The organism is Streptomyces sp. NBC_00209 (assembly GCF_045206345.1).
GTDB lineage: Bacteria > Actinomycetota > Actinomycetes > Streptomycetales > Streptomycetaceae > Streptomyces.
Genome location: NZ_CP108121.1, coordinates 3818252 through 3844150, shown reverse-complemented (window position 1 = coordinate 3844150; position 25899 = coordinate 3818252). Strand labels below are relative to the sequence as shown.

21 protein-coding genes and 1 pseudogene are annotated in these 25899 nt (G+C 71.0%); 10 read left to right on the top strand and 12 right to left on the bottom strand.

The genetic code is table 11. The features are described from left to right. The first annotated feature begins 57 nt into the window (after positions 1–57). Positions 58–2859: a DEAD/DEAH box helicase gene (locus OG867_RS17420; protein ID WP_406286443.1), complete on the top strand. Its 2802-nt coding sequence runs from the start codon at positions 58–60 to the stop codon at positions 2857–2859. Between the two features lie 40 nt (positions 2860–2899). On the opposite strand, the pseudogene OG867_RS17415 reads toward OG867_RS17420, so the two are convergent. From OG867_RS17415 to ssd, 7 genes and pseudogenes are all read right to left on the bottom strand, one after another. Then, positions 2900–3163, bottom strand: a pseudogene (locus tag OG867_RS17415) (Rv3654c family TadE-like protein); the annotation flags it as partial. Positions 3164–3222: 59 nt separating this feature from the next. Beyond that, positions 3223–3600: a TadE family type IV pilus minor pilin gene (locus OG867_RS17410; RefSeq protein WP_328900920.1), complete on the bottom strand. Its 378-nt coding sequence runs from the start codon at positions 3598–3600 to the stop codon at positions 3223–3225. A gap of 112 nt (positions 3601–3712) precedes the next feature. Next, the gene (locus OG867_RS17405; RefSeq protein WP_406286440.1) at positions 3713–3916 is read right to left on the bottom strand and encodes a DUF4244 domain-containing protein; all 204 of its coding nucleotides are present in this window, start codon (positions 3914–3916) and stop codon (positions 3713–3715) included. A gap of 70 nt (positions 3917–3986) precedes the next feature. Further along, a complete protein-coding gene (locus tag OG867_RS17400) occupies positions 3987–4826 on the bottom strand; it encodes a type II secretion system F family protein (protein WP_406286438.1) in 840 nt (279 codons plus the stop codon). Then, complete coding sequence (locus tag OG867_RS17395; protein ID WP_328900923.1) at positions 4823–5707, bottom strand: type II secretion system F family protein; 885 nt, start codon at positions 5705–5707, stop codon at positions 4823–4825. Before OG867_RS17395 ends, OG867_RS17400 begins: the two co-directional genes overlap by 4 nt. Beyond that, the gene (locus OG867_RS17390; protein ID WP_406286435.1) at positions 5704–6852 is read right to left on the bottom strand and encodes a TadA family conjugal transfer-associated ATPase; all 1149 of its coding nucleotides are present in this window, start codon (positions 6850–6852) and stop codon (positions 5704–5706) included. Before OG867_RS17390 ends, OG867_RS17395 begins: the two co-directional genes overlap by 4 nt. Next, on the bottom strand, positions 6849–7910 hold the full coding sequence (gene ssd / locus OG867_RS17385) for a septum site-determining protein Ssd (protein WP_406291007.1): 1062 nt from the start codon (positions 7908–7910) through the stop codon (positions 6849–6851). Before ssd ends, OG867_RS17390 begins: the two co-directional genes overlap by 4 nt. A gap of 564 nt (positions 7911–8474) precedes the next feature. On the opposite strand from ssd, the gene OG867_RS17380 reads away from it, so the two are divergent. Beyond that, positions 8475–9314, top strand: a complete 840-nt coding sequence (locus OG867_RS17380; protein WP_406286433.1) for an HAD family hydrolase — start codon at positions 8475–8477, stop codon at positions 9312–9314. Positions 9315–9712: 398 nt separating this feature from the next. Here OG867_RS17380 and OG867_RS17375 read toward each other — a convergent pair whose 3' ends face one another. Then, complete coding sequence (locus tag OG867_RS17375) at positions 9713–10537, bottom strand: oxidoreductase (RefSeq protein ID WP_328900926.1); 825 nt, start codon at positions 10535–10537, stop codon at positions 9713–9715. Between the two features lie 102 nt (positions 10538–10639). Here OG867_RS17375 and OG867_RS17370 point away from each other — a divergent pair, with 102 nt between their 5' ends. After that, entirely contained in the window at positions 10640–11635 is a 996-nt protein-coding gene (locus tag OG867_RS17370; protein ID WP_406286431.1) for an ATP-binding protein, read from the top strand. 105 nt (positions 11636–11740) lie between these two features. Here the strand turns inward: OG867_RS17370 and OG867_RS17365 are convergent, their stop codons facing one another. After that, entirely contained in the window at positions 11741–13069 is a 1329-nt protein-coding gene (locus OG867_RS17365; RefSeq protein ID WP_406286428.1) for a hypothetical protein, read from the bottom strand. Positions 13070–13350: 281 nt separating this feature from the next. Here OG867_RS17365 and OG867_RS17360 point away from each other — a divergent pair, with 281 nt between their 5' ends. From OG867_RS17360 to OG867_RS17335, 6 genes are all read left to right on the top strand, one after another. After that, positions 13351–16239: a bifunctional SulP family inorganic anion transporter/carbonic anhydrase gene (locus OG867_RS17360; RefSeq protein ID WP_406286426.1), complete on the top strand. Its 2889-nt coding sequence runs from the start codon at positions 13351–13353 to the stop codon at positions 16237–16239. Between the two features lie 184 nt (positions 16240–16423). After that, complete coding sequence (acs, locus tag OG867_RS17355; RefSeq protein WP_406286423.1) at positions 16424–18421, top strand: acetate--CoA ligase; 1998 nt, start codon at positions 16424–16426, stop codon at positions 18419–18421. Positions 18422–18643: 222 nt separating this feature from the next. Next, positions 18644–20050, top strand: coding sequence for a Na+/H+ antiporter NhaA (nhaA, locus tag OG867_RS17350; protein WP_406286421.1), 1407 nt, complete (start codon positions 18644–18646; stop codon positions 20048–20050). Positions 20051–20089: 39 nt separating this feature from the next. Then, positions 20090–20620 carry a phage holin family protein gene (locus OG867_RS17345; protein ID WP_406286419.1) on the top strand — a complete coding sequence of 177 codons (531 nt, stop codon included), beginning with the start codon at positions 20090–20092 and terminating at the stop codon, positions 20618–20620. Then, positions 20617–21561: an alpha/beta fold hydrolase gene (locus tag OG867_RS17340; RefSeq protein WP_406286416.1), complete on the top strand. Its 945-nt coding sequence runs from the start codon at positions 20617–20619 to the stop codon at positions 21559–21561. The genes OG867_RS17345 and OG867_RS17340 overlap by 4 nt, the downstream gene beginning before the upstream one ends. A gap of 106 nt (positions 21562–21667) precedes the next feature. Continuing rightward, the gene (locus tag OG867_RS17335; protein WP_328900934.1) at positions 21668–21871 is read left to right on the top strand and encodes a hypothetical protein; all 204 of its coding nucleotides are present in this window, start codon (positions 21668–21670) and stop codon (positions 21869–21871) included. 36 nt (positions 21872–21907) lie between these two features. On the opposite strand, the gene OG867_RS17330 is transcribed toward OG867_RS17335, so the two are convergent. The 3 genes from OG867_RS17330 to nth form a co-directional block, all read right to left on the bottom strand. Continuing rightward, positions 21908–23113, bottom strand: coding sequence for a MarP family serine protease (locus OG867_RS17330; protein ID WP_406286413.1), 1206 nt, complete (start codon positions 23111–23113; stop codon positions 21908–21910). Positions 23114–23201: 88 nt separating this feature from the next. Next, on the bottom strand, positions 23202–23915 hold the full coding sequence (locus OG867_RS17325; protein WP_328900936.1) for a CoA pyrophosphatase: 714 nt from the start codon (positions 23913–23915) through the stop codon (positions 23202–23204). A gap of 62 nt (positions 23916–23977) precedes the next feature. After that, positions 23978–24907, bottom strand: a complete 930-nt coding sequence (gene nth / locus OG867_RS17320; protein WP_406286410.1) for an endonuclease III — start codon at positions 24905–24907, stop codon at positions 23978–23980. A gap of 253 nt (positions 24908–25160) precedes the next feature. Between nth and OG867_RS17315 the strand changes: the two genes are divergently transcribed. Then, a complete protein-coding gene (locus OG867_RS17315) occupies positions 25161–25835 on the top strand; it encodes a Crp/Fnr family transcriptional regulator (protein WP_014046869.1) in 675 nt (224 codons plus the stop codon). The last annotated feature ends 64 nt before the right edge of the window (positions 25836–25899 follow it).

The following is a 25899-nucleotide window of genomic DNA, read 5'->3' as shown; positions in this document are numbered from 1 at the left end:
TCGAGCGGTCGCCCCTCGGTCTCCCCGGCGGAGCCGGGGGACGGATCGCCAGCCGCGATGGCATTCAATCACTTACCGGCAGCCATGCACGACGCCTTCGGACCATTGTCCGCCTCGCCAGTGACAGACTCGGTGCCGATGGCCAAGAATCAACACCCCAGTCGACCCCCGGGGAGTGGGGGCTCCCGCCCCTCTCCCGACATGGTCCTCGACCGGCTCGCCGCAGGGGCGGGCCGGTCCGCGCGCATCACTCATACGGAGCACCTGCCCCCGCGCGCGGGAACCCATGCAGTCTGGCCCGACCGCATCCGTCCGGAAGTGATCGCCGCCATCCAGAAGGCCGGCATCGACCACCCCTGGGCCCATCAGGCGGCCGCAGCGGAGCACGCGCTGGACGGCACGTCCGTCGTGATCGCCACCGGAACGGCGTCCGGCAAGTCCCTGGCCTACCTCGCCCCGGTCCTCAGCGCTCTCCTGGACGGCTCCGAAGCCCCGAACGGGCGCGGCGCCACCGCTCTCTACCTCTCCCCCACCAAGGCCCTGGCCGCCGACCAGCGGCGCTCGGTCAAGGCACTCGCGGCCCCGCTCGGCAACGGCATCCGGCCCGCCGTCTTCGACGGCGACACGCCGGTCGAGGAACGCGAGTGGGTGCGCCAGTACGCCAACTACGTCCTCACCAACCCCGACATGCTGCACCGGGGCATCCTCCCGTCGCACCCCCGCTGGTCCTCCTTCCTGCGCTCCCTGCGCTACGTCGTCATCGACGAGTGCCACACCTACCGGGGCGTCTTCGGCTCCCACGTCGCCCAGGTCGTGCGCCGGCTCCGCCGCCTCTGCGCCCGCTACGGCTCCGATCCCGTCTTCCTCCTCGCGTCCGCCACCTCCGCCGAGCCCGCCCTCGCGGCCGGCCGCCTCACCGGCCTCCCCGTCACTGAGGTGGCCGACGACGCTTCCCCGCGCGGCGAACTGGTCTTCGCCCTGTGGGAACCCCCGCTGACCGAGCTGCAGGGCGAGAAGGGGGCTCCCGTACGCCGTACCGCCACGGCCGAGACCGCCGACCTGCTCACGGACCTCACCGTCCAGGGCGTCCGCTCGGTCGCCTTCGTACGCTCGCGGCGCGGCGCCGAGCTGATCTCCGTCATCGCCAAGGAGCGCCTCGCCGAGGTCGACCGCACCCTGCCGTCCCGGGTCGCCGCCTACCGCGGCGGGTACCTCCCCGAGGAACGCCGCGCCCTGGAACGCGCCCTGCACTCCGGCAGCCTCCTGGGCCTCGCCGCCACCACCGCCCTCGAACTCGGTATCGACGTGTCCGGGCTGGACGCCGTCGTCATATCCGGCTACCCGGGGACCAGGGCGTCCCTCTGGCAGCAGGCGGGCCGGGCCGGCCGGGCTGGTCAGGGCGCCCTCGCCATCCTGGTGGCCCGCGACGATCCGCTGGACACCTTCCTCGTCCACCACCCCGAGGCCCTTTTCGAGCAGCCCGTGGAGTCGACCGTCCTGGACCCGGACAACCCGTACGTCCTCGCCCCCCATCTCTGCGCCGCCGCCGCGGAGCTGCCGCTCACCGAGAACGACCTCCCGCTCTTCGGCCCGGCCGCGCCCGGGCTCCTCCCCCAGCTGGAGACCGCCAGGCTGCTCCGCAAACGGCCGTCGGGCTGGCACTGGACCCGGCGCGAGCGGGCCGCCGACCTCACCGACATCCGGGGCGAGGGCGGCCGCCCTGTCCAGATCGTGGAAGAGGGCACCGGCCGGCTGCTGGGCACCGTGGACGAGTCCGCCGCCCACAGCGCCGTGCACGAGGGCGCCGTCCACCTCCACCAGGGCCGCTCCTACCTGGTCCGCAAACTGGACCTGGAGGACTCCGTCGCCCTGGTCGAACAGGCCGACCCGCCGTACTCGACCACCGCCCGCGACACCACCTCCATCGCCGTCCTGGACACCGACACCGAGATCCCCTGGGGGGACGGCCGCCTCTGCTACGGGTCCGTCGAGGTCACCAACCAGGTCGTCTCCTTCCTCCGCCGCAAGCTGATCTCCGGCGAGGTACTCGGCGAGACCAAGCTGGACCTGCCGCCCCGCACCCTGCGCACCCGCGCCGTCTGGTGGACGGTGACCGAAGACCAGCTCGACGCCGCCCGGATCAACCCCGAGATCCTCGGCGGCGCGCTCCACGCCGCCGAGCACGCCTCGATCGGCATGCTGCCGCTCTTCGCCACCTGCGACCGCTGGGACATCGGCGGGGTGTCCGTTCCGCTGCATCCCGACACCCTGCTGCCCACGGTCTTCGTGTACGACGGCCACCCGGGCGGCGCCGGATTCGCCGAGCGCGCCTTCCACACCGCCCGCGAGTGGCTGTCGGCCACGCGCCTGGCCATCGCGTCCTGCGAGTGCGAAGCGGGCTGCCCGTCCTGCATCCAGTCCCCCAAGTGCGGCAACGGCAACGACCCCCTGCACAAACGAGGCGCCGTCCGCCTGCTCACGGAACTCCTCCGCTCCGCCCCGGCCGGGCCGACGAGCGGGGCGGGCGGGGACGACGACCGGGGGGCCGCGGCGGAGGGCCGAGGGGCTGCGGCGGAGGGCCAGGGGGCTGAGCCGGAGGGCCGGGGCGCGACGCCGGAGGGCCTGGACGCTACGACGGAGGGCCTGGACGCTACGACGGAGGGCCTGGACGCTACGACGGAGGGCCTGGACGCTACGACGGAGGACCCGGACGCTACGACGGAGGACCCGGACGCTACGACGGAGGACCCGGGCCTCCCGGTTGAATCCGGTCCGGTCCGCCCCGCTGATCCCGGCCCGCCCGAGGCGGCGGCACGCCCGCCGGAGGAACAACCTCCGCCGGCCCCGCGCGGGACCTGACCTCCGGCGCGTACGGCCCGAACCGCACCCGGGCCGTCACATCGGCGACCTCCCCCAGCACCGCGCACCGCACCACCTCCGCCCCCTGCGCCCTGGCCACCTCCTCGGCCGACGCGCAGGCCGGCTCCACCCCTTCCAGCGCCCGGTCCGCCGCCGCCAGCGCCGCCAGATCGGCCGCGCCCCCGGCCCGGTGCCGGGCGACCACCACCTGCCCGAGCGCCAGGACCACGGCGAACACGGTGCACAGCGTCGTCGTGGTCACCGCCGCCCAAACGGTCGCCAGCCCCTGATCCCCGACCGGCATCCGACGCCGCCCCCGCCACCGAACGAGAGCTCCAGCCCACCGGCACCAACTCCGCCCCCTCACCGGCCGCGCCCTTCCACCACCGGGTTCGGCGCGCCCGCGGCGGTCGCGGCGGCAGGCACCGGGGCGTCCTCGGCCGCGGCCGCCGCCTCCGCTCTCAGCGTCACGGCGAGGCGCCCGGGCCCGGGCGTCGGAGCGGTCACCGTCACCCGCCACAGCGCTCCGGCCCGTTCCACCTCCACCGAAGCCCCGCCGGGCGCGGCGGAGAGAGCGGCTTCCCGCACCTGGGGCGCCGGCTCCGAACGGGCTGCGGCACGGGCGCCGGCCCGGGCCGCGTCCACACAGCGAATCTGGGCCGACGCGGCCATCAGCGCCCACAGCAGGGCCAGGGCGAACACCGCCAGCACCGGGATCACCATGGCAGCCTCCGCCGTCACCGCTCCCCGGTCACCGAACCTCCTGCCGCCCGGCACGGCGCCCCCGCCCCGTCCGTTCTCCCCTCGCCCCGGCCGGCCTCCGGGCCCGGCCCCTGCCACCCCCGCAACGGCCTCAGAACTTCGCATCGAGCGCGCCCTTCAGCAACGACTGCAGCTGGGACATCACCGCCGCACTGGTGACGACCTTGTAGAGCACGGCGGCGAACGCACACGCCGCGATCGTGCCCACCGCGTACTCGGACGTCGTCATTCCGCTGTCGGCCCGGGACCGTACGAGACGGACCACGGACCACGTCCAGTTCTTGATCTTGCGCATCACTTCAAACCCCCGATACATCGGTTACGTACCACACGACTGAACTGCTCTTATGTCTTCGCCTTCCGGACTACGCCGGCTGGAGCAGGCCGCCGGCCAGCCCGATCACCACAGGCGCCACCCCCACCGCCAGGAACGCGGGAAGGAAGCAGAGCCCCACGGGCGCGGTGACCATCACCGCGGCCCTCTGCGCCCGCGCCACGGCCGCCCTCGCCCGCTCGGCCCGCAGTGCTTCGGCGATTCGGGCCACCGGCTCCGCCACCGGGGCCCCGGTTGATCCCGCCCGGTCCAGGCAGCCGGCCAGGACAGCGGCCCCCGGTATCCCGCCGAACCTCCCCCAAGCGACGGCCGGGTCTCCGCCGAGTCGGATCTCCGCCGCCGTCCGGGCAAGCTGATCGCCCACCGGACCGCCCAGGGACTCCCCCACCGCCTCGGCCGCCTCCACCGGGCCGGCACCGGCGGAGAGGCAGGCCGCCAGCAGGTCCGCTGCCATGGGCAGTTGTCGTACGACCTCCGCCGTTCGGGCCTTGCTCTCGGCGAAGAGCCGCGCGGCGTGCCCGAGCCTCTGCCGCTGCCACCGCCGCGCACCGCAGGCCGAGGCCAGGCCGACCGCCCATCCCGCCAGGCCGCCCACGAGGAACCACCCGGTCAGCACGACCGCCGACAGCACCAACCACTGTCTGGCCGGGCCGACGGAGACCAGCTGGCCCACCCGAGCACCGGACGACCGGAACGGTCCCGTCGAGCCCCCGGGAACCGCCGGCCCCACCGCCAAAAGGTGCTCGCCCCGACGCCGCACCCGGCGGCCGGCCTGCCGCCGCGCCAAAGGAAGAACCACGCGCGCGTAGAGGCACAACGCCACCGCAACGGCTTCCGCCGCCTGGACGATCCCTCCGGCCGAAGCGCTCATCCCCCCTCCCCCGCCCGGACGATCCGGGCAGCCCAGAAGAGACCGCACGCCTCCAGCAGGACGCCGGCCACCAGGCAGACGAGGCCGGCGGTGCTGTGCAGCAACACCCTCAACGGGTCCGCGCCCAGCGCGGCGCCGAGCCCCAGGCCGAGCACGGGGAGCAGGGCGAGCACCGCGACCGTCGACCACGCCCCCGCGAGTTGCGCCCGCAGCTCATCCCGCTGACGGCGTTCGGCACGCAGAGCGCTTTCGAGCCGCCCCAGGCCCGTCGCGAGCCCGGCCCCGCTGCCCACCGCCACCCGCCAGCAGGCGGCCACTCCGGCCAGCCCGTCCAGCCCCGGTTCACCCGCCGCCTGGACGAGAGCTCGCGGCACATCTCCCCCGAACCGCGCGGCGGCCGACACACGGAATCCGGCTTCGCCCATGACGTCCGTGCCGCGCACCGCGACGAGCAGCGCCTCCCCCGGTTCTCGACCGGCCCGGAGCTCGCCGACCAGCGCACCGCACAGGTCCACCACCCCGTTCGCCCGGACTTCCCGTTCCTTGTGCGACCGCCTCTTCAGCAGCCATCTCCGTGCCAGAGGAACGGCGGCGGCCCCCGCGATCAACGGCAGTACGGACTGCCCGAGCACCGACGGCACCGAAGCCACCGGGAGACACAGCCACTCCCACCGTCCTCGCAGCCGCTTCTCGATCCGGCTGCGGACCCTCCACCACCTCTCCCCGGCCGACGACCGCTCGCCTCCGTCGGTCAGCAGCGCCCGCGCCCGGCGCAGCGGCCGACTACGTCCGATCACCACCAGCCACGCCGCCACCGCCGCACACAGCGCCGCGGCGTGCACCACGTCCGGCACCCCGACGTGCGCCGTCTCCCCGGTCACAGCGCACCCCCGATGAGCTCGTGCAGCCGCTCCCAGCCCCGCTCCCGCTCAAAGCCCGTGGCACCCCACCGCAGCGCCGGAACGGTCCGTACCAGCCCGACCGCATCCCGCTCCAGCACATGGATGTCCGCGATCCGCCTGCGTCCCGTCCGGTCCCGTACGAGGTGGACCACGACCGACAGAGCCGCCGCCAGCTGACTGTGCAGCGCCAGCCGGTCCAGCCCCGCCGCGGTTCCGAGCGCCTCCAACCGTGCCGGAACGTGCCCGGCGGCATTGGCATGGACAGTTCCCGAGCCACCCTCATGTCCCGTGTTGAGAGCGGCCAGGAGTTCGGTCACCTCGCTTCCTCGTACCTCACCGACCACCAGCCGGTCGGGACGCATACGCAGGGCCTGTCGCACCAGGTCCCGAAGGGTCACCCGTCCGGCGCCCTCCTGATTCGCTGGGCGCGACTCCAGCCGTACGACGTGCGGGTGGTCCGGTCGCAGCTCGGCAGAGTCCTCGGCGAGCACGATCCGTTCGCGCTCCCCCACCGCCCCCAGCAGGCTCGAAAGCAGAGTCGTCTTCCCCGCTCCCGTCCCGCCGCTGATCAGGTAGGAGACCCTCGCCTCCACCAGGGCCCTCAGCATCCGGTCGCCTCCGGGCGGCACGGTCCCGGCCTCGACCAGCTCCGCCAGTGAGAAGGCCCGGGGCCTGACCACCCGCAGCGACAGGCACGTCGACCCGACCGATACCGGGGGAAGAACGGCGTGCATCCGGGTGCCGTCCGGCAGCCTCGCGTCCACCCAGGGCCTGGCATCGTCCAGCCGACGCCCCGCCACGGCCGCGAGCCGCTGGGCCAGCCTGCGGACCGCAGCCGTGTCCGGAAAGGTCACCTCGGTGAGTTCGAGTCCGCCGCCCCGGTCCACCCAGACCCGGTCAGGCGCGGACACCAGAACGTCCGTGACATCGGGGTCGGCGAGGAGCGGCTCCAGCACCCCGGTCCCGATCAGCTCCCCCCTCAGTTCGTCCGCACGGCCGAGCACTTCAGCCGTGCCGAGCAGACGTCCCTGGGCCCGCAGCGCGGCGGCGACCCCGGCCGGGGTCGGAGCAGTGCCGCTGGAGGCGAGCCGCTGCCTCACCGCATCGAGCAGCGCCTCGGTCATGAGGTGCCCCCGGACACCGGGCCGCTGACGCTCTCCCCCACAAGCGCCTGTTCCCAGAAGGCACCACAGAATCTGGCCAGCGGGCCGCGCGCGTTGCCGCCGGGCGGCTCGCCGACGTCCTGCTCGGCCGACAGACCTCTTTCCAGCGGGACCTCACCGGCCAGCGGCAGCCGCATGGCTCGGGCAACCCACTGCGCGTCGAGCCCCGGCGCGTACGGACCCCGCGCCACCACCCGAAGATCGTCAAGCACCATCCCCGCCATCGATGCCACCCGCTTCGCCGCCGCGACCGCGCGCAGCTCACCGGGAACGACCACAAGTCCCAGGTCCAGCTGGGCAAGGGCCTCGGCCACCGCCTCGTCCACCCGGCGCGGCAGGTCGACCACCACCACCCCGCCGAGCCGGCGCGCGGCGGCCAGCACCGCCCGCATGGCGGGTGGCGGGATCACCACCCAGTCGTCACGGCCCCAGCTGAGCGCCCGAAGCCCATGCAGCGCGGGCAGCGACTCCTCCAGCGCGCCCCCGCCGACCCGGCCCTTGGAGTGGGCGAAATCCGGCCACCGCATGCCGTCCGCCCGCTCGCCGCCGAGCAGCACGTCGATTCCGCCACCCAGCGGGTCCCCGTCGATGAGCATGGTCCTCTGCCCCGCCCTGGCCGCGGTCACCGCGAGGGCGCAGGCCAACGTGGACGCACCCGCACCGCCCCGGCCCCCGATCACCCCGACCGTGACCGCGGGCCGGCCGACGCCTTCCGACGCATTGGCGATCTGGTCGACGAGCCAGGTCTCGGAGTCCGGCAGCCGGATCACGCACTCGGCGCCGATCTCGACGGCGCGGCGCCACACGTCCGGCACGTCACGGCCCCGTCCCACGACCATGACTCCCCGCCTGCGCGCTGCGCCGCGGCACCGTGCGGCCGCGTCGTCACCGACGAGGACCAGGGGCGCCTGCTCCCATCCCTCTCGATGGTCCGGCAGCGTGTGATGCACCTCCGGTTCCGCGCCGGCGGCGGCACACAGCCTGAGCAGGTCGTCGAGCAGGTCCACGTCCTCGGTCACGATCAGCGGTCCACTCGGCCGCGTGGCGACACCCACCCATCGGTCCTGTGCCCTGGATTCAGCCACGCTCTCCCCCTCCATCGCTCACCTTCGTCGCGGTTCGCGGCGATCTCGGACCTCGTCCGAGAACGGTGATTCCGGTACCCGCGGAGTTCGCGGGTGGAATCACGGTGCAGCGCTTCCGGAAATCATGTGGATCTTGCTCAAAAACCGTGGACAACTCAGTGGTTGTGAATAACTTCGTCGCTCATACCGGTGACTTCCCGGTGCGACTCTTTCGCTACCCAGCGTCACAGTGCAACGCTGAAGTGAGTCGGGCGCGGACATGGCTCGACAGGGAGCAGAAGGAGGAGAAATGGTCGATTCCGCGCGAGAAACCGCGTCCGGACATGCGACGACCCCCGCCGGGGGGGAGAGCGGGGGTCGTCCCCACGGCCGACTCGGGGGGGGGAGGAGCCGGACCGGGTTAGCACGGTCGCGAACGATCCGTGACTTCCATGGTGTACCCGAGGCCCTTCTCAAGCAAACCCACGCGCCGGGGTTTACGCCGAATGGCGGGCCCCTATGCTCTGCCGTGTGGAAAACCGCTTCTTGCCGCGCACAGCCGCCTTCTTCGACCTGGACAAGACGGTCATTGCGAAGTCCTCGACTCTGACCTTCAGCAAGTCCTTCTACCACGGCGGGCTGATCAACCGCCGCGCGGTGCTGCGTACCGCGTACACACAGTTCGTGTTCCTCGCAGGGGGCGCGGATCACGACCAGATGGAGCGGATGCGCGAATATCTCTCGGCGCTCTGCAAGGGCTGGAACGTGCAGCAGGTCAAGGAACTCGTGGCCGAGACCCTGCACGAACTGATCGACCCGATCATCTACGACGAGGCGGCGACCCTCATCGAGGAGCACCACACCGCCGGCCGCGACGTCGTGATCGTCTCGACCTCGGGCGCCGAGGTGGTCGAACCGATCGGCGAGCTGCTCGGCGCCGACCGCGTCGTCGCCACCCGCATGGTCGTCGGTGACGACGGCTGCTACACGGGCGAGGTGGAGTACTACGCGTACGGCCCCACGAAGGCCCAAGCCATCAAGGCGCTCGCGGAATCCGAGGGATACGACCTGGAGCGCTGCTACGCGTACAGCGACTCGGCCACCGATGTCCCGATGCTGGAATCCGTCGGCCATCCCCACGCGGTCAACCCGGACCGCGCGCTGCGACGGGAGGCCACGCTCCGCGAGTGGCCGATTCTCGCCTTCGACCGGCCCGTCCGCCTCAAGCAGCGCCTCTCGGCGTTCTCCCTGCCGCCGCGACCGGCGCTCATGGCCGCTGCTGCCGTGAGCGCGGCCGCACTCACGGCGGGAGCCGTCTGGTACGCCGCCCGCCGACGGGCCGGCGCGGCTACCGCCTGACCCGACTGATTGAACCAACTCGTCCGTAATTGAACCCAAAAGTAAAGAAGTGCGGCCACCACTACCGCTCCACCGGCCCCTGGAGTACAAAGGACTCAACGGCCCGCGAGACCAAGGACATCCGCGAGGATGACCTGCACTACGCAGCAAAGGCCCCACGGACCGCGCATGAAAACCCGGCACCCACGCGACGTCGACCCGTCGATTACGGGCCAGCCACACCAGGAGCGGGCAAAGACTCCGCCCTGATGGGCACATATCGAGGACGCTTGGTAACTGGGCGGACGTGCCAGCGGCGGTACCGAGACCGGTACCGCCGCAACCATGTTCAGCCCGCCCGAAGGCGATGCCCCGTACGACACCCACCGACCCGCGCCGGTGGCGAGCGCCGGCCCACGTTATGCGGCGCCTCGCTGCAGCGCCTCGCACACCGCTGTCGACTCCCTCACGCCGAGCTCCGCCGAGCGTCCGCAGTGACCGATCCAGGCCGCCATGCCTTCCGGCGTGCCGGACAGGTAGCCGTCGAAGGCGGCCGCGTAGGCCGCCCGCCCCTGTTCGGCGTGCCCGACCTCGGCCGGGCAGATCGATTTGGGATCGAGCCCGCTTCCGATCAGCACGATCCGCTCCGCGGTCCGCGCCACCAGGCCGTTGTGCGAACCGAAGGGACGCAGTGCGAGCAGCTCTCCGTGGACGACGGCGGCGGTCACCAGGGCGGGCGCCTCACTCCCCGAAAGGATGATCCTGCTGAGGCCGTCCAGTCGGCCCGCGACCTCGTCCGCATCCGGCAGTGGTGCTTCGATCAGGGGCTCGTCCACCGGTTCGCCCGCGAGCCGTGGCCGTCCGACCGCATCCTCCGGGGCGGCGCTGCCGGCCGCCACCAGGTGAAGCCGAGCCAGCACCCGCAACGGCGACTGCCGCCAGATGGAGAGAAGCTGCCCCGCCTCCGCCGTCAGGCGAAGCGCGGCCCCGACGACACGCGCCTCGTCGTCGCTGCTGAAATCGGTGCGTCGGCGCACCTCTTCGAGGTTCCAGTCGGCACCGGACAGGGCGGCCGATCCGCGCGCGCCCCGCAGAGCGGCCTCCGCCGTGACCTCGTTGCTGCGGCGCCGCATCACACGGTGGCCGTAGACGCGGTCCACCGCCTTGCGTACGGAGTCCACCGCGTCGGTCACGCCCGGCAGAGCGCCCAGAGCGACGAGCGGGTCCGAGGAAGTCGTACTCATAAGTAGCGAGGCTACGCGCCTCCCGCCCGCCTACCCGCCGGGAGTGGCCTTCTTCACGAAACCAGACAACCCATAGCGATCAATCGACTACCCTAGGTGAACATGAAGATCGCTTTCGTAGGGAAGGGCGGCAGCGGAAAGACCACGCTGTCCTCGCTCTTCATCCGCCACCTCGCAGCCAATGAAGCCCACGTCGTCGCGGTGGACGCCGACATCAACCAGCACCTCGGAGCCGCGCTCGGCCTTGACGAGGACGAATCCGCAGCGCTGCCCGCCATGGGTGCCCAGCTGCCTCTGATCAAGGAGTATCTGCGCGGCAGCAATCCGCGCATCGCCTCGGCCGAGACGATGATCAAGACGACGCCGCCGGGCGAGGGCTCCCGCCTCCTGCGCGTACTCGAGGACAACCCGGTCTTCGACGCCTGTGCCCGTACGGTCCGGCTCGACGACGGAGACATCCGGCTGATGGCCACGGGGCCGTTCACCGAATCGGACTTGGGTGTGGCGTGCTACCACTCGAAGGTCGGCGCGGTCGAGCTCTGCCTCAACCACCTCGTGGACGGCCCCGACGAGTACGTGGTGGTCGACATGACCGCCGGTTCGGACTCCTTCGCCTCGGGGATGTTCACCCGCTTCGACATGACGTTCCTCATCGCCGAACCGACCCGCAAGGGCGTCTCCGTATACCGCCAGTACAAGGAGTACGCGCGGGACTTCGGCGTGGACCTGAAGGTCGTCGGGAACAAGGTGCAGGGAGAGGACGACCTGGACTTCCTGCGCTCCGAGGTGGGCGACGACCTGCTGGTGAGCGTCGGCCACTCCGACTGGGTGCGGGCCATGGAGAAGGGCCGCCCCGCACGCTTCGAGCTGCTTGAGGCGGACAACCGGATGGCCCTGCAAGCCCTGCAGAACGCGGCGGAGGACTCGTACGAGCGCCGGGACTGGGGCCGCTACACGCGCCAGATGGTGCACTTCCACCTGAGGAACGCGGAGAGCTGGGGGAACGAGAAGACCGGCGCCGACCTCGCCGCACAGGTCGACCCCGGCTTCGTACTGGACGAACGCTTCATCCGCGCCGAAGCCACCCAGCCCGCGTGAGCGACTGAGGTCCCGGGCGGAGCGGCCACGGCGCCGCCGGGGCTCCGATGCGCACACCGGACGGCGCCGGGCACGTCTCCTGCCCGGCGCCCGGAGCCACCGGACCTAACGACCGGCCGGGTTGCCCGCGGCAGCGGCCGGAGCCTTCGAGGCCGACGGCTCCTGGCCCACACCTGCCTCAAGGAACGCAGGCCAGCCGGCCTTGGGCGCCTGGCCGACCTTCAGCGTCCGGAACTTCGCCAGGGTCGCCGGATCCTGGGCGTCGAGCCAGTCCGCCAACTGCCTGAACGAGACACAGCGCACGTCCTTCTTGGTGCAGACCGCTGCGATCGTCTGCTCGATGGCACGCATGTACGTACCACCGTTCCAGGACTCGAAGTGATTGCCGATGATCAGCGGCGCGCGGTTGCCGTCATACGCGCGATCGAACGCCTGGAGCAGGCCGTCCCGCATCTGGTTTCCCCAGTACTCGTGCTTGTCGGGGTCACCTTGCGTCGTTCCGGACTGGTTGAACATGAAGTTGTAGTCCATCGACAGCGTCTCGAACTCACGCCCCGGAACCGGCACCAGTTGCATGGAGAGGTCCCAGACGCCGTTCTTCTTCTGGGGCCACACCTGGTCGTTGACACCGCTGGAGTCGTAGCGGAACCCCATGGCGCGCGCCGCCTCCACCATGTTCTTCTGACCCTCGAGGCAGGGGGTACGGCCGCCGACGAGCTCCTTGTCGTAGTCGAAGGGCAGCGCCTTCTCGTCCTTGAGGACCGGGTCGTTCGTCTTCCACCCCTTCACGAATGACTTGGCCTGGCTGATCTCGCTCTTCCACTCCTCGACGGACCAGGTGCCGACGCCGCCGTCCTTGCCGCAGAAGTGCCCGTTGAAGTGGGTGCCGATCTCGTTGCCGTCCTGCCAGGCGCCGCGGAGCTGGGTCAGGGTGTCGCGGATGCCCTGGGTGTCGTTGAAACCGATGTCCGAAGCGCCGGCGTTGTGCTTGGGCGGGTCGTACTGGGCCCGCTCCCCCTCCGGCAGCAGATATACGCCACTGAGGAAGTACGTCATCGCGGCGTTGTACTTCTTGCCCACCTCGCGAAAGTGCGAGAAGAGCCGCTGGCTGTCCTCGCCCGCCCCGTCCCACGAGAACACCACGAACTGCGGGGGTTTCTGGCTGGCCGTCAGGCGTTCCACAGCCGGCTGCTCGGGCTGGACACCCGTGAACGCGGTGGAACCATCGCCAATGGCCCGGAACACGCGCTTGGGCGCAGCTTCAGCACCCTTTTCCTTCTCTCCCGCGGCACCGTTCACGGCCCCGAGGCCGGAGCCCTCCGCGCCGGAGCCGGTCCCCGAGCACCCTGCCGCCCCCACGACCAGGACGACGGTCACGACGCTCAGGCCGATCCTTTTCGTGGCGCCCATCGACTTCTTCGCGGCGGCCATCATCCGCCCACCTCTTTCTCGCAGGTAGCTTGCGCCGGGTGCCGACACGGCGCCGCCAAAGTCGCACGCACTGCCCAAGGGCCAGCACGACAGGCCGAATGAAAAGCTGACTATTCACCGGAATGGGTGACCGGATGGCCCATTTGCCCTTAATCATGGACACCGATCTTTACTCTCCATTACTGTCTGTTTACTGAGAGTTGAGAAATCCCGCCGCTGCATACCGTGACCACGGCCGCGTCATCGAGTTCCATGACCGCGCTGCCCAGGAAGAGACGGGACCTATGTCTGCCTGCGTGCCCACTCGCCACGACCACTCATCCCGCAGTTCGCGTCCCTCCCGGTCCTCGGGAGTCAAGCGACCACACAGCCCGCCCCCGCCACCGCGGGGCGGGCGGTTCCGCATCTCGGGCGCCGACGTGTCCGCGTCCATCACTGTCTTCCTGCTCGCCATCCCCATGTCGCTCGGTCTGGCTGTCGCCATGGGAGCCCCTCTGGAGGCGGGCCTCATCTCGGCCGCGGTCGGCGGCATCGTCGCCGGACTCCTCGGCGGCACCCCCCTGCAGGTCTCCGGCCCCTCCGCCGGACTGACCGTGGTCACCGCCGAGACGATCCAGATCTACGGCTGGCGCACCACCTGTGCCATCACGATCGGGGCGGGCCTGCTTCAGCTCGCGCTCGGCTCATTGCGGGCGGCCCGCAGCGCCCTCGCCGTCAGCCCCGCGATCGTCCACGGCACGCTCGCCGGCATCGGCGTGGCCATCGCGCTCGCTCAACTGCACATCGTGCTGGGCGGTGTACCGCAGAGCTCGGCGATCTCCAACGTGCTGCATCTCCCCGAACAACTGGCACGTGTCAGTCCCGCCGCTCCGTTGATCGGCGCCCTCACCGTAACCGTCCTCGTCCTGTGGCCACTGCTGCCCGGACGGACCGGGCGGTTCCTGCGCCGCGTACCGGCGGCCCTGGCCTCCGTGGGTCTGGCCACGGCCGCGGCCGCGTGGGCGGCACCGTCGATCGCCCGGGTCGATCTGCCGTCCTGGCGTTCGCACGCCCTGCCCGAAATGCCGCATGGGCCGGTGCTCGGCCTGGCTACAGCCGTGTTCACGATGATGCTGGTGGCCAGCCTGGAGTCGCTGCTCGCCGCCGTCGCCGTGGACAAGCTGGCCGCCGACCGGAGCCGCGCCCACTCGACAGATTCTCCCGCGCGATCCGGTGAGGCACGAGGCGACGAGGCACGCGAGAACGGCGACCGCCCGGCCGCTTCCGGGACACCCACCGCCGAAGCAGCCACCGCCCCCGCCGGCCCGGACGGCGTCAAGCGACCCGCGCCGCCCCTGCTCAAACGCTCCGACCTCGACCGGGAGCTACGCGCACAAGGCGTCGCCAACGCGGTATCGGGCCTGCTGGGCGGACTCGCGGTCTCCGGTGGCGCCGTGCGCAGCTCGGCGAATGTGAGAGCCGGGGCGACCGGCCGCGCGTCCACCGTGCTGCACGGCGTATGGATCCTGGTCGCATCCGCCCTGTTCGTCAGCGTCCTGGAGCGCATCCCGCTGGCCGCCCTCGGAGCACTGGTGATGATGGTCGGCCTCAAGATGGTGAGCCTGGCGCATATCCGCAACGTCCATAAGCACCGGGAATTCCTGGTGTACGGCGCGACCATCGCCGGGGTGCTGGTCGTCGGGGTGCTCAAGGGCGTGGTCATCGGCATCGCCGTAGCGGTGGCCGTCGCCCTGCACCGGCTGGGCCAAACCCGGATCTCGGTGTCCGAACAGAACGGGCAGCATCTCGTGGTCGTTCGGGGCCAGTTGACCTTTCTGGCCGTTCCCCGCCTCAGCCGGGTCCTGGGACGGCTCCCCCAGGATGCGGATGTGGTCCTGGAGCTGGACGGCTCGTTCATGGACCACGCCGCATACGAGACGATCCAGGACTGGTCCAACGCCCATACGGCCCACGGCGGCCAGGTGGTGTTCGCCGGGAGGTCGGGCGGCAGGATCGCCGAGCCCGCCGCGGCAGCGCACTCCTGCTGCCGGCCATGGACCCCCTGGCGCAACCACCACTGCCACGACCACCCCGTGCATGCCCCTCCCGCGAACGCCGACAACGGCGCGGATGTCACCGCGGCCGAGGTCCCGCAACACACGGCGAGTGCCCGGGGCACGGTCCGTCCGCCGAGCCCCGCACACACCGCAGGCACCGTACGCACCGCACAAACGGCAACAGCCGCCCCCACCAGGATCGCAACCTCCCCCGGCCCGGCCCCGGGTAGCCCCGCCCCCGCCTCCGCCTCGCCTCACACCGGCAGCACCACCCCCACAGCCGCCTCCCCCCAGGCACTCACCGCCCCGCACGGCGATCGCCCCGCACACACCGCGCCCACCGAGCAGGCCGCATCCGTCGGCCGACCCTCGCGCCCCGCCCGCGATCACCGGCTGGTCAGAGGTCTCAGCTCGTTCCAGCGGGATACGGCGCCCCTGGTCCGGGGGGAGCTGGCGCGACTCGCCAGGGAGGGCCAACGTCCCTCGCAGCTCTTCATCACCTGCGCGGACTCCCGCCTCGTGACGAGCATGATCACGGCCAGCGGCCCGGGTGACCTGTTCACCGTGCGGAACATCGGCAACCTGGTGCCGCCTCCCGACGCCGAGGCGGGCGACCACTCGGTGGGGGCCGCGATCGAGTACGCGGTGGACGTGCTCGGCGTCGAGTCCATCACCGTCTGCGGCCACTCGGACTGCGGCGCGATGAACGCGCTGCTGGGGGCCGCCCCGGAAGCCCCGGACACCTCGCTGTGGCGCTGGCTCCGGCACGGAATCCCCAGCCTGGCCCGGGTGACCTCGGCCGGCGGCGACCCGGTCCGGCTCTACGGACGGCTGCCCGCCGACGCGGTGGAACAGCTCTGCCTGACCAACGTGGTCCAGCAACTCGACCATCTGAGGGCCCACCCATCGGTGGCGCGCCGGATCGCCGACGGCACCCTTCACCTTCACGGCATGTACTTCCACGTGGCCGAGGCCCAGTCGTACCTACTGGACGAGGACACGAGCACGGAGAGCGGCACGGCCGAGGTGTTCGACCCGATCACACCGGCGCACCCGATCACACCGGCGCACCCGATCGCACCGGCGCACCCGGCCGAGCCGGCAGACCCGGTCGAGCCGGCACGTACCGGCGGCTGAACCGCAGGCGGCTCGAATCCGTAAGACCTGGTGATCCCGCTTCCGTGTCGGCGGCGCCCACACCGACGGTGTGCTCCACCGCGCCGCCACGGCGTGGAGGCGGGATCATGCCTCTATACACGAGACACAGGTCTAAACCAATTCCCGGCAGACACTTGTCACCTGGCCTTGGGACTGATGAGCTATGCCCCGGGACACAACGGACACCCTGGGACTGGGAGAAGTCGTGAGTAACGAAAGCCTGGCCAACCTGCTTCGGGAAGAGCGGAAGTTCGCTCCGCCTGCCGAGCTGGCCGCCAACGCCAACGTCACCGCAGAGGCGTACGAGCAGGCCGAAGCGGACCGGCTGGGCTTCTGGGCCGAGCAGGCCCGCCGCCTGACCTGGGCCACCGAGCCGACCGAGACCCTCGACTGGAGCAACCCGCCCTTCGCGAAGTGGTTCGCGGACGGCGAGCTCAACGTCGCGTACAACTGCGTGGACCGTCACGTCGAGGCGGGCAACGGCGACCGGGTCGCCATCCACTTCGAGGGCGAGCCCGGCGACAGCCGCGCCATCACCTACACAGAGCTGAAGGACGAGGTCTCCCGCGCCGCCAACGCCCTCACCGAGCTCGGTGTCGGCAAGGGCGACCGGGTCGCCGTCTACCTCCCGATGATCCCCGAGGCCGCCTTCGCGATGCTGGCCTGCGCCCGCATCGGCGCCGCGCACTCGGTGGTCTTCGGTGGGTTCTCCGCCGACGCCATCGCCGCCCGCATCCAGGACGCGGACGCGAAGGTCGTCATCACCGCCGATGGCGGCTACCGCCGCGGCAAGCCCTCCGCGCTCAAGCCCGCGGTCGACGACGCCGTCTCCCGTATCGACAGCGTGGAACACGTCCTGGTCGTCCGCCGTACGGGCCAGGACACCGCGTGGACCGAGGGCCGCGACGTCTGGTGGCACGAGATCACGGGCCGCCAGTCCGCCGAGCACACCCCCGAGGCGTTCGAGGCGGAGCAGCCGCTCTTCATCCTGTACACGTCGGGCACCACCGGGAAGCCCAAGGGCATCCTGCACACCTCCGGCGGTTACCTCACCCAGGCGGCGTACACCCACCAGGCGGTCTTCGACCTCAAGCCGGAGACCGATGTCTACTGGTGCACCGCCGACATCGGCTGGGTGACCGGGCACTCCTACATCGTCTACGGACCGCTGGCCAACGGCGCCACGCAGGTGATGTACGAGGGCACCCCCGACACCCCGCACCAGGGGCGCTTCTGGGAGATCGTCCAGAAGTACGGGGTCACGATCCTCTACACCGCGCCGACCGCGATCCGTACGTTCATGAAGTGGGGGGACGACATCCCCGCCAAGTTCGACCTGTCGTCCCTGCGCGTCCTCGGTTCGGTCGGTGAGCCGATCAACCCCGAGGCATGGATCTGGTACCGCAAGCACATCGGTGCCGACAAGTGCCCGATCGTGGACACCTGGTGGCAGACCGAGACCGGCACGATGATGATCTCGCCGCTGCCCGGCGTCACCGAGACGAAGCCGGGAAGCGCCCAGCGCGCCCTGCCGGGCATCTCCGCGACCGTCGTGGACGACGAGGCCAACGAGGTCCCGAACGGCGGGGGCGGCTACCTGGTCCTCACCGAGCCGTGGCCGTCGATGCTCCGCACCATCTGGCGCGACGACCAGCGCTTCCTCGACACCTACTGGTCGCGCTTCGAAGGCAAGTACTTCGCCGGCGACGGCGCCAAGAAGGACGAGGACGGCGACATCTGGCTGCTCGGCCGGGTGGACGACGTGATGCTGGTGTCCGGGCACAACATCTCGACCACCGAGGTCGAGTCGGCGCTCGTCTCGCACCCGTCGGTCGCCGAGGCCGCCGTGGTCGGCGCCGCCGACGAGACGACGGGTCAGGCCATCGTCGCCTTCGTCATCCTGCGGGGCACCGCGACCGCCTCCGACGAGCTGGTGGCGGAGCTGCGCAACCACGTCGGGGCGACCCTCGGCCCGATCGCCAAGCCGAAGCGCGTCATGCCGGTGGCCGAGCTGCCGAAGACCCGTTCCGGCAAGATCATGCGCCGCCTGCTGCGTGACGTGGCGGAGAACAGGGCCCTGGGCGATGTCACGACCCTGACCGACTCCTCGGTCATGGACCTGATCCAGAACCAGCTGCCGTCGGCCTCCTCCGAGGACTGACACCGGCGCACGACCCGAAGGGCACCCGGCAGCGCGCCGGGTGCCCTTCGGGCGCTTACGGTGAGATCACCGCTCCCACGCATCCTTATCGCCACGCCCCGCGGGTACAGTGGCAGCTGATCGACAACAAGATACGAAAATCTTCACAGGGGTGCCGGGAAGTCTGGTCGGCAAGTGCATCAGCCATGCCATCGCTGCCGTACCGACCCGGAGGTCTCCCCCGTGGCCACACCCACCCCTACGCCCACCGGCCCGCGCCGCACCTTCCTGGGGCGGCTGCCGCTCCCCGAGCGCAACTACGTCGCCGACGCCCTGCGTACGGAGACCGTCGGGGGCGTCATCCTGCTGGTCGCCGCCGTGGCCGCGTTGGTGTGGGCGAACACCGCGGGTTCGAGCTACTCCGCCGTCAGCGACTTCCACCTCGGGCCCGAGACCCTCGGTCTGCACCTCTCCGTGGAGCACTGGGCCGCCGACGGGCTGCTCGCGATCTTCTTCTTCGTCGCGGGCGTCGAACTCAAACGCGAACTCGTGGCGGGAGAACTGCGCGACCCGAGGGCCGCGGCACTCCCCGTGGCCGCCGCGCTCTGCGGCATGGCGGTCCCAGCGGTCGTCTACACCCTGGTGAACGTCTTCGGCGACGGCTCGAAGGACGGCTGGGCAGTCCCCACCGCCACGGACATCGCCTTCGCGCTCGCCGTCCTCGCCGTCATCGGCGCCTCGCTGCCCGCCGCGCTCCGGGCCTTCCTGCTGACGCTCGCCGTCGTGGACGACCTCTTCGCGATCCTCATCATCGCCGTCTTCTTCACCGAGGACATCGACTTCCTCGCGCTCGGCGGCGCCTTCCTCGGCCTGGGCCTCTTCTATCTGCTGCTCCGCCTCGGTGTGCGCGGCTGGTACGTCTACGTACCGCTCGCCCTGGTCATCTGGGGGCTGATGTACAACAGCGGCGTCCACGCCACCATCGCCGGTGTCGCCATGGGCCTGATGCTGCGCTGCACCCGCCGTGAGGGCGAGGAGCACTCGCCCGGTGAGCGCATCGAGCACTTGGTGCACCCGCTGTCGGCGGGTTTCGCCGTGCCGGTCTTCGCGCTCTTCTCCGCAGGGGTCTCCCTCGCCGGCGGCGCGGTGGCCTCCGTGTTCGACCGGCCGGAGACCCTCGGGGTCGTGCTGGGCCTCGTCGCCGGCAAGACCATCGGCGTCTTCGGCGGTACGTGGTTGACCACCAGGCTCACCAAGGCCGAGCTGAACAGGGATCTGGCCTGGGCGGACGTCTTCGCGATCGCCACCCTTGCCGGCATCGGCTTCACCGTGTCGCTGCTGATCGGGGAGCTCGCGTTCGCCGGTGACGACGACATGATCAACGAGATCAAGGCGTCGGTTCTGCTCGGCTCCCTCATTGCCGCCGTACTCTCCGGTGTACTGCTCAAACTCCGGGTACGCAGATACAGGGCGCTGTCCGACGCCGAGGAACTCGACGAGGACGGTTCCGGAGTGCCGGACGTCTACGAACAGGACGATCCGGCCTACCACCTGAGGATGGCCGCCATCTACGAGGAGAAGGCGGCCGAGCACCGCCGCCTTGCCCGACTGGCGGGGGCAGCGAGCAACAGGCCGGACAGTCCGGCATGATCTGACATCGGACGTGTTGAACAGGAGAGGGAGTCAGGGATGAGCGACCCCGGCAATTTCGCGGGCAGCGCCGACCGCAGTCTCGGCCAGCTGGTCGCGTCGGCGACGGCCGAACTGTCGGCGCTGGTGCACGACGAAATCGCCCTGGCCAAGGCCGAGGTGCGGCAGGACGTCAAGCGCGGCGTCATCGGCAGTGTGGCGTTCATCGTCACGGGCGTGCTGATCCTGTTCGCGATCCCGGTGCTGAGCTTCGCGGCCGCGTACGGCATCCACAACCTGGGGCTGGGCCTCGCCTGGTCGTTCCTGATCGTGGGCGGCGCGTTCATCCTGCTGGGCATTCTGCTCGCGCTCTTCGGCTACGCGAAGATCAAGAAGGTCAAGCCGCCGGAGAAGTCCATCGCCTCCGCCAAGCAGACCGCCGCCGTCCTCCAGGGCGTCAAGCCGCACCCGCGCCCCGAGACCGCCGCCGACGCGATCCTCCCGGTGGGCGGCAGCACCCGCTCCGACCGGGCCATCGAAAGCGCACCGGTCCAGGACAAGGCGCCGGCTGTGGCACGCTCGTCCACATGACCGTTCCCGCACCGTCCGCCCCGGCCGGCGGTCCCGTCCGCCTCGACGGCCCCTGGACCCACCGGGACGTCGCGGCGAACGGCGCCCGCTTCCACATCGCCGAAATGGGTGAAGGGCCGCTGGTCCTCCTCCTGCACGGTTTCCCGCAGTTCTGGTGGACCTGGCGGCACCAGCTGCCCGCGCTCGCCGAGGCCGGCTTCCGGGCCGTGGCGATGGACCTGCGCGGCGTCGGCGGCAGCGACCGCACACCCCGGGGCTACGACCCCGCCAATCTGGCGCTCGACATCACGGGCGTGGTGAGGTCCCTCGGCGAGCCGGACGCCGCCCTCGTCGGCCACGACATGGGCGGATACCTGGCCTGGACCGCCGCCGTGATGCGCCCGAAGCTGGTGCGCCGGCTGGTCGTCTCCTCGATGCCCCACCCACGGCGGTGGCGCTCCTCGATGCTCTCCGACTTCGCGCAGTCCCGGGCCGGCTCGTACATCTGGGGCTTTCAGCGGCCCTGGGTGCCGGAGCGTCAGCTCGTCGCCGACGAGGGCGCCTTGGTGGGCCGGCTGATCAGTGACTGGGCGGGGCCGGGCAAGGCGGAATTCCCCGACGAGACGACGCTGGGCGTCTACCGGCGGGCCATGACGATCCCCTCGACGGCGCACTGCTCGATCGAGCCGTACCGCTGGATGGTGCGCTCGCTGGCGCGCCCGGACGGCATCCAGTTCAACCGACGCATGAAGCGGCCCGTTCGGGTGCCGACGCTGCACCTGCACGGTTCACTCGATCCGGCGGTCCGCACCCGCAGCTCGGCCGGCTCCGGCGAGTACGTCGAGGCGCCCTACCGTTGGCGACTTTTCGACGGTCTGGGCCACTTCCCCCACGAGGAGGATCCGGCGGGGTTCTCGGCCGAACTCATCAACTGGCTCAAGGATTCCGAGCCGGATCGCTAGCCGCTGTGGCACACACGTCCTATGAACGGCCACGTGCCCGGCGCATAAGCCAATTGGCTGACGGATAGGCGGTTACGGACCATGAGGCACGGGCAGACGTCCGGGTATGGGCTGGACGCACGACTTCGGTGACGCAGCACGCAACCGTCGCTCGACCGCCACGGCGGATCCGGGCATTCACGAGGGGAACGGCCTTCAGGGCCGGGTGCACGCTTTGCACGTCATGCATGATCCTCGGCTCGGCATCTCACGCATCCTCCGCCGCCGGGCCCGCTGGGTCTCGGCGCGGCTGCGCCATCCCCGTAACTGACGCGCCGACGGTCCCGCACGGACCGCCCGGAGACCTTCAGAGCGCGCATCCCTGGCTGTCGACCCGCTGGTTGGCGGTACGGCCCTGTGTGATGTCGTCGCGGATCTCGTCCGCCGTCAGCGCGTAGCCCGTGTCCGGGTCGTCGAGCGACTTCGCGAACACGACTCCGTACACCTTGCCCTCGGGGGTCAGCAGCGGTCCGCCGGAGTTGCCCTGACGGACCGTGGTGTAGAGCGAGTACACATCACGGCGGACCGTGCCCCGGTGGTAGATGTCGGGGCCGTTGGCGTCGATGCGGGCCCGGACGCGCGCGGAGCGTACGTCGTACGAGCCGTTCTCGGGGAAGCCCGCGACGATGGCGCTGTCGCCCGTCTCCGCGTCGCTGTCGGGGCCGGTGAACCGCAGGGGCTTCACGTCGAGGTCCGGGACGTCGAGTACGGCGATGTCGCGCCGCCAGTCATAGAGGACGACCTTCGCGTCGTACAGGCGTCCCTGGCCGCCGATCTGCACGGTCGGCTCGTCCACGCCGCCGACGACGTGCGCGTTGGTCATCACCCGGCGGTCGGAGAACACGAACCCGGTGCCTTCGAGGACCTTGCCGCAGCTCGGGGCCGTACCCACGACCTTCACGATGGACTGCTTGGCGCGCGCGGCGACGGGGCTGCCGACCAGCGCCGGGTCGGGGGCCCTGACCTCGGTGATGGGTTCGTTGGCGAACGGGCTGAAGACCTGCGGGAAGCCGTTCTGCGCGAGGACCGAGGAGAAGTCCGTGAACCAGGTGGACGCCTGGGGCGGCATCACCCGGGAGACACCCAGCAGGACCGAGGAGCTGCGGACCTCCTTGCCCAGCGTCGGCAGCGAGGTGCCCGCCAGGGCGGAGCCGATCAGCCAGGCGACGAGCAGCATCGCCACCACGTTGACCAGGGCGCCGCCGGTGGCGTCCAGGGCGCGTGCGGGCGACCAGGTGATGTGGCGGCGGAGTTTGTTGCCCAGATGGGTGGTGAACGCCTGGCCGATCGACGCGCACACGATCACGATGACGACCGCGACGACGGCCGCGGTGGAGGAGACCTCCGAACCGTCCGTCATCTGGTCCCACAGGACCGGCAGGAGGTAGACGGCGACGAGACCGCCGCCCAGGAACCCGATCACCGACAGAATGCCGACGACGAACCCCTGGCGATAGCCGATGACCGCGAACCACACGGCTCCGGCCAGCAGCAGGATGTCCAGCACGTTCACCGTCTATAGCCTCGCAGATTCGTCACCGGGCCCGTACGTCTCCGTGGTCCGGGCGGTCCCGGATCGGCGGAGCACGGAAGTCAGCCTGTCATGCGCGCCAGTCGAGCGGCACCTGCCTGGCTCTGTCCCACGGGCGTTCCCAGCCCGCGAAGTGCAGAATCCGGTCGATCACGCCGGCCGTGAACCCCCAGACGAGTGCTGATTCGACCAGAAATGCCGGGCCCCGGTGACCGCTGGGGTGAACGGCCGTCGCCCGGTTGGCCGGGTCCGTGAGATCCGCCACGGGGACCGTGAAGACCCGCGCCGTCTCGCCCGGGTCGACCACGCCGACCGGGCTGGGCGTCCGCCACCAGCCGAGGACCGGCGTCACCACGAAGCTGCTCACGGGGATGTAGAGACGGGGCAGCACACCGAAGATCTGCACCCCGCGCGGATCGAGGCCGGTCTCCTCCTCGGCCTCGCGCAGAGCGGCCCTCAGCGGTCCGGTCGTCGCCTGGTCGCCGTCCTCCGGGTCGAGCGAGCCGCCGGGGAACGACGGCTGGCCGGGATGGGAGCGCAGGCTTCCGGCACGCTCCATCAGAAGCAGCTCCGGGCCGCGTGCGCCCTCGCCGAACAGGACGAGCACGGCCGACTGGCGTCCGGCCCCGTTCTCCGGCGGCAGGAAGCGGCTGAGCTGCTGCGGCCGCACCGTGTGCGCGGCACGGGCGACGGGGTCGAGCCAGTCGGGCAGCCCCTCCTCCGAAACCATGACCGCAGGGCCGTCCGCCCCACCGCGCTCCGTGCCGGTCTCATGCGTCTTCATAGGCACCCCTCCGTCTCACAACGCCCGTCGTCCCGCCATTCGTTCCGCAGCGGCGGTCCGCGTCAGTCGGCGCCCAGGGGAGGTGCCGGGCTTCCCGGGTAGTCCGGCGGCGGGTTCAACCGCTGGCCCGGCCGGCCTCCCATCTCGTACTTCAGGAGCGTGCGGGCCTTCTCCGGGTCCGTCTCGCCCTCACCGTACGACGGGCACAGCGGGGCGATCGGGCAGGCGCCGCAGGCGGGCTTGCGGGCGTGGCAGACGCGGCGGCCGTGAAAAATGACGCGGTGCGAGAGCATGGTCCACTCGCTCTTGGGGAAGATCGTCGCGACCTCCGCCTCGACCTTCTCCGGGTCCTCCTGCTCGGTCCACTTCCACCGCCGGACCAACCGCCCAAAATGGGTATCTACGGTAATTCCAGGCACTCCGAAGGCATTGCCCAACACCACGTTGGCCGTCTTGCGGCCGACTCCGGGCAGCTTCACGAGATCCGCGAGCCTCCCCGGCACCTCACCGCCGAAGTCGTCGCGGAGCGCGGCGGACAGGCCGAGCAGCGACCTCGCCTTGGCCCGGAAGAAACCGGTGGGCCGGATGAGCTCTTCCAGCTTCTCCGGGACGGCGGCGGCCATGTCCTCGGGGGTGGGATAGGCGGCGAAGAGAGCGGGCGTCGTCTGGTTGACCCTCAGGTCGGTGGTCTGGGCGGACAGAACCGTGGCGACGAGCAGTTCGAACGGATTCCGGAAGTCCAGCTCCGGATGGGCGTACGGGTAGACCTCGGCGAGCTCGCGGTTGATCCGGCGGGCGCGACGGACCATGGCCAGATGCGATTCGGGCCGCCCCGGCTTCCTCTTCGGCGCGGCGGCTCCGGGCACCCCGGCCTCCGCCGGCTTCGCCCGCCCGGCCGAGCCGGAGCCGGCGGACCGGCTCTTCGCCGCCCCGGAGCTGCTTTCCGCCGATTTCTTCAGTTTCTTCCCCTTGCTCGCACCCTGTTCGCCCACAGCGGAATCACGGCCCTCCGACACCCCATCAGCCCCCTTGGCCTGCGCTCTCACCGGCAATCCGGACACTCGGCCAGCCTAGAGCCCGGCACTGACATCCACCCCGGTCACGGGTGATCCGCCCCCAATCGGCCCCCTGCCGTACCCCTCGGCACGCGCGTGCGTCAAACTGGTTTGTGATTGATCGCACTGTTTTACCGTCCGGCATGATGGGGACCACGGTTCCCTGAACAGGCCGACAAGGAGAGAACTCGTGGACGACGTTCTGCGGCGCGCCCCGCTTTTCGCGGCGCTCGATGACGAGCAGGCCGCGGAGCTCCGCGCCTCGATGAGTGAGGTGACCCTCGCGCGCGGTGACGCGCTCTTCCACGAGGGTGACCCGGGCGACCGCCTCTATGTGGTCACCGAGGGCAAGGTGAAGCTCCACCGCACCTCCCCCGACGGTCGCGAGAACATGCTGGCGGTCCTCGGCCCCGGCGAGCTGATCGGTGAGCTCTCGCTCTTCGACCCGGGCCCGCGCACCGCCACCGCCACCGCGCTGACCGAGGTCAAGCTCCTCGGCCTCGGCCACGGCGACCTCCAGCCCTGGCTCAACGCGCGCCCCGAGGTGGCGACGGCCCTCCTGCGCGCCGTCGCCCGGCGCCTGCGCAAGACCAACGACCAGATGTCCGACCTGGTCTTCTCCGATGTGCCCGGCCGCGTCGCCCGCGCCCTCCTGGACCTGTCGCGCCGCTTCGGCGTCCAGTCCGAGGAAGGCATCCACGTGGTGCACGACCTGACGCAGGAGGAGCTGGCCCAGCTGGTCGGCGCGTCCCGCGAGACGGTCAACAAGGCCCTCGCCGACTTCGCCGGCCGCGGCTGGCTGCGCCTTGAGGCCCGCGCGGTGATCCTCCTGGACGTGGAGCGGCTGGCCAAGCGGTCGCGCTGACCCGTCGTCGTACGCCATGGGTGAGGGGCCCCGCCGGCTGTCGGCAGGGCCCCTCATCCATGCG

Bases quoted from the DNA above. Each gene is read 5' to 3' on its own strand.
- OG867_RS17390 (WP_406286435.1), bottom strand. From the start codon at position 6,852: ATGACCGAGGCGCTGCTCGATGCGGTGAGGCAGCGGCTCGCCTCCAGC.
- OG867_RS17380 (WP_406286433.1), top strand. From the start codon at position 8,475: ATGCTCTGCCGTGTGGAAAACCGCTTCTTGCCGCGCACAGCCGCCTTC.
- acs (WP_406286423.1), top strand. From the start codon at position 16,424: ATGCCCCGGGACACAACGGACACCCTGGGACTGGGAGAAGTCGTGAGT.
- OG867_RS17400 (WP_406286438.1), bottom strand. From the start codon at position 4,826: ATGAGCGCTTCGGCCGGAGGGATCGTCCAGGCGGCGGAAGCCGTTGCG.
- OG867_RS17360 (WP_406286426.1), top strand. From the start codon at position 13,351: ATGTCTGCCTGCGTGCCCACTCGCCACGACCACTCATCCCGCAGTTCG.
- OG867_RS17340 (WP_406286416.1), top strand. From the start codon at position 20,617: ATGACCGTTCCCGCACCGTCCGCCCCGGCCGGCGGTCCCGTCCGCCTC.
- OG867_RS17325 (WP_328900936.1), bottom strand. From the start codon at position 23,915: ATGAAGACGCATGAGACCGGCACGGAGCGCGGTGGGGCGGACGGCCCT.
- OG867_RS17370 (WP_406286431.1), top strand. From the start codon at position 10,640: ATGAAGATCGCTTTCGTAGGGAAGGGCGGCAGCGGAAAGACCACGCTG.
- OG867_RS17335 (WP_328900934.1), top strand. From the start codon at position 21,668: ATGGGCTGGACGCACGACTTCGGTGACGCAGCACGCAACCGTCGCTCG.
- OG867_RS17375 (WP_328900926.1), bottom strand. From the start codon at position 10,537: ATGAGTACGACTTCCTCGGACCCGCTCGTCGCTCTGGGCGCTCTGCCG.
- OG867_RS17345 (WP_406286419.1), top strand. From the start codon at position 20,090: ATGAGCGACCCCGGCAATTTCGCGGGCAGCGCCGACCGCAGTCTCGGC.
- OG867_RS17365 (WP_406286428.1), bottom strand. From the start codon at position 13,069: ATGATGGCCGCCGCGAAGAAGTCGATGGGCGCCACGAAAAGGATCGGC.
- OG867_RS17405 (WP_406286440.1), bottom strand. From the start codon at position 3,916: ATGCGCAAGATCAAGAACTGGACGTGGTCCGTGGTCCGTCTCGTACGG.
- OG867_RS17420 (WP_406286443.1), top strand. From the start codon at position 58: ATGGCATTCAATCACTTACCGGCAGCCATGCACGACGCCTTCGGACCA.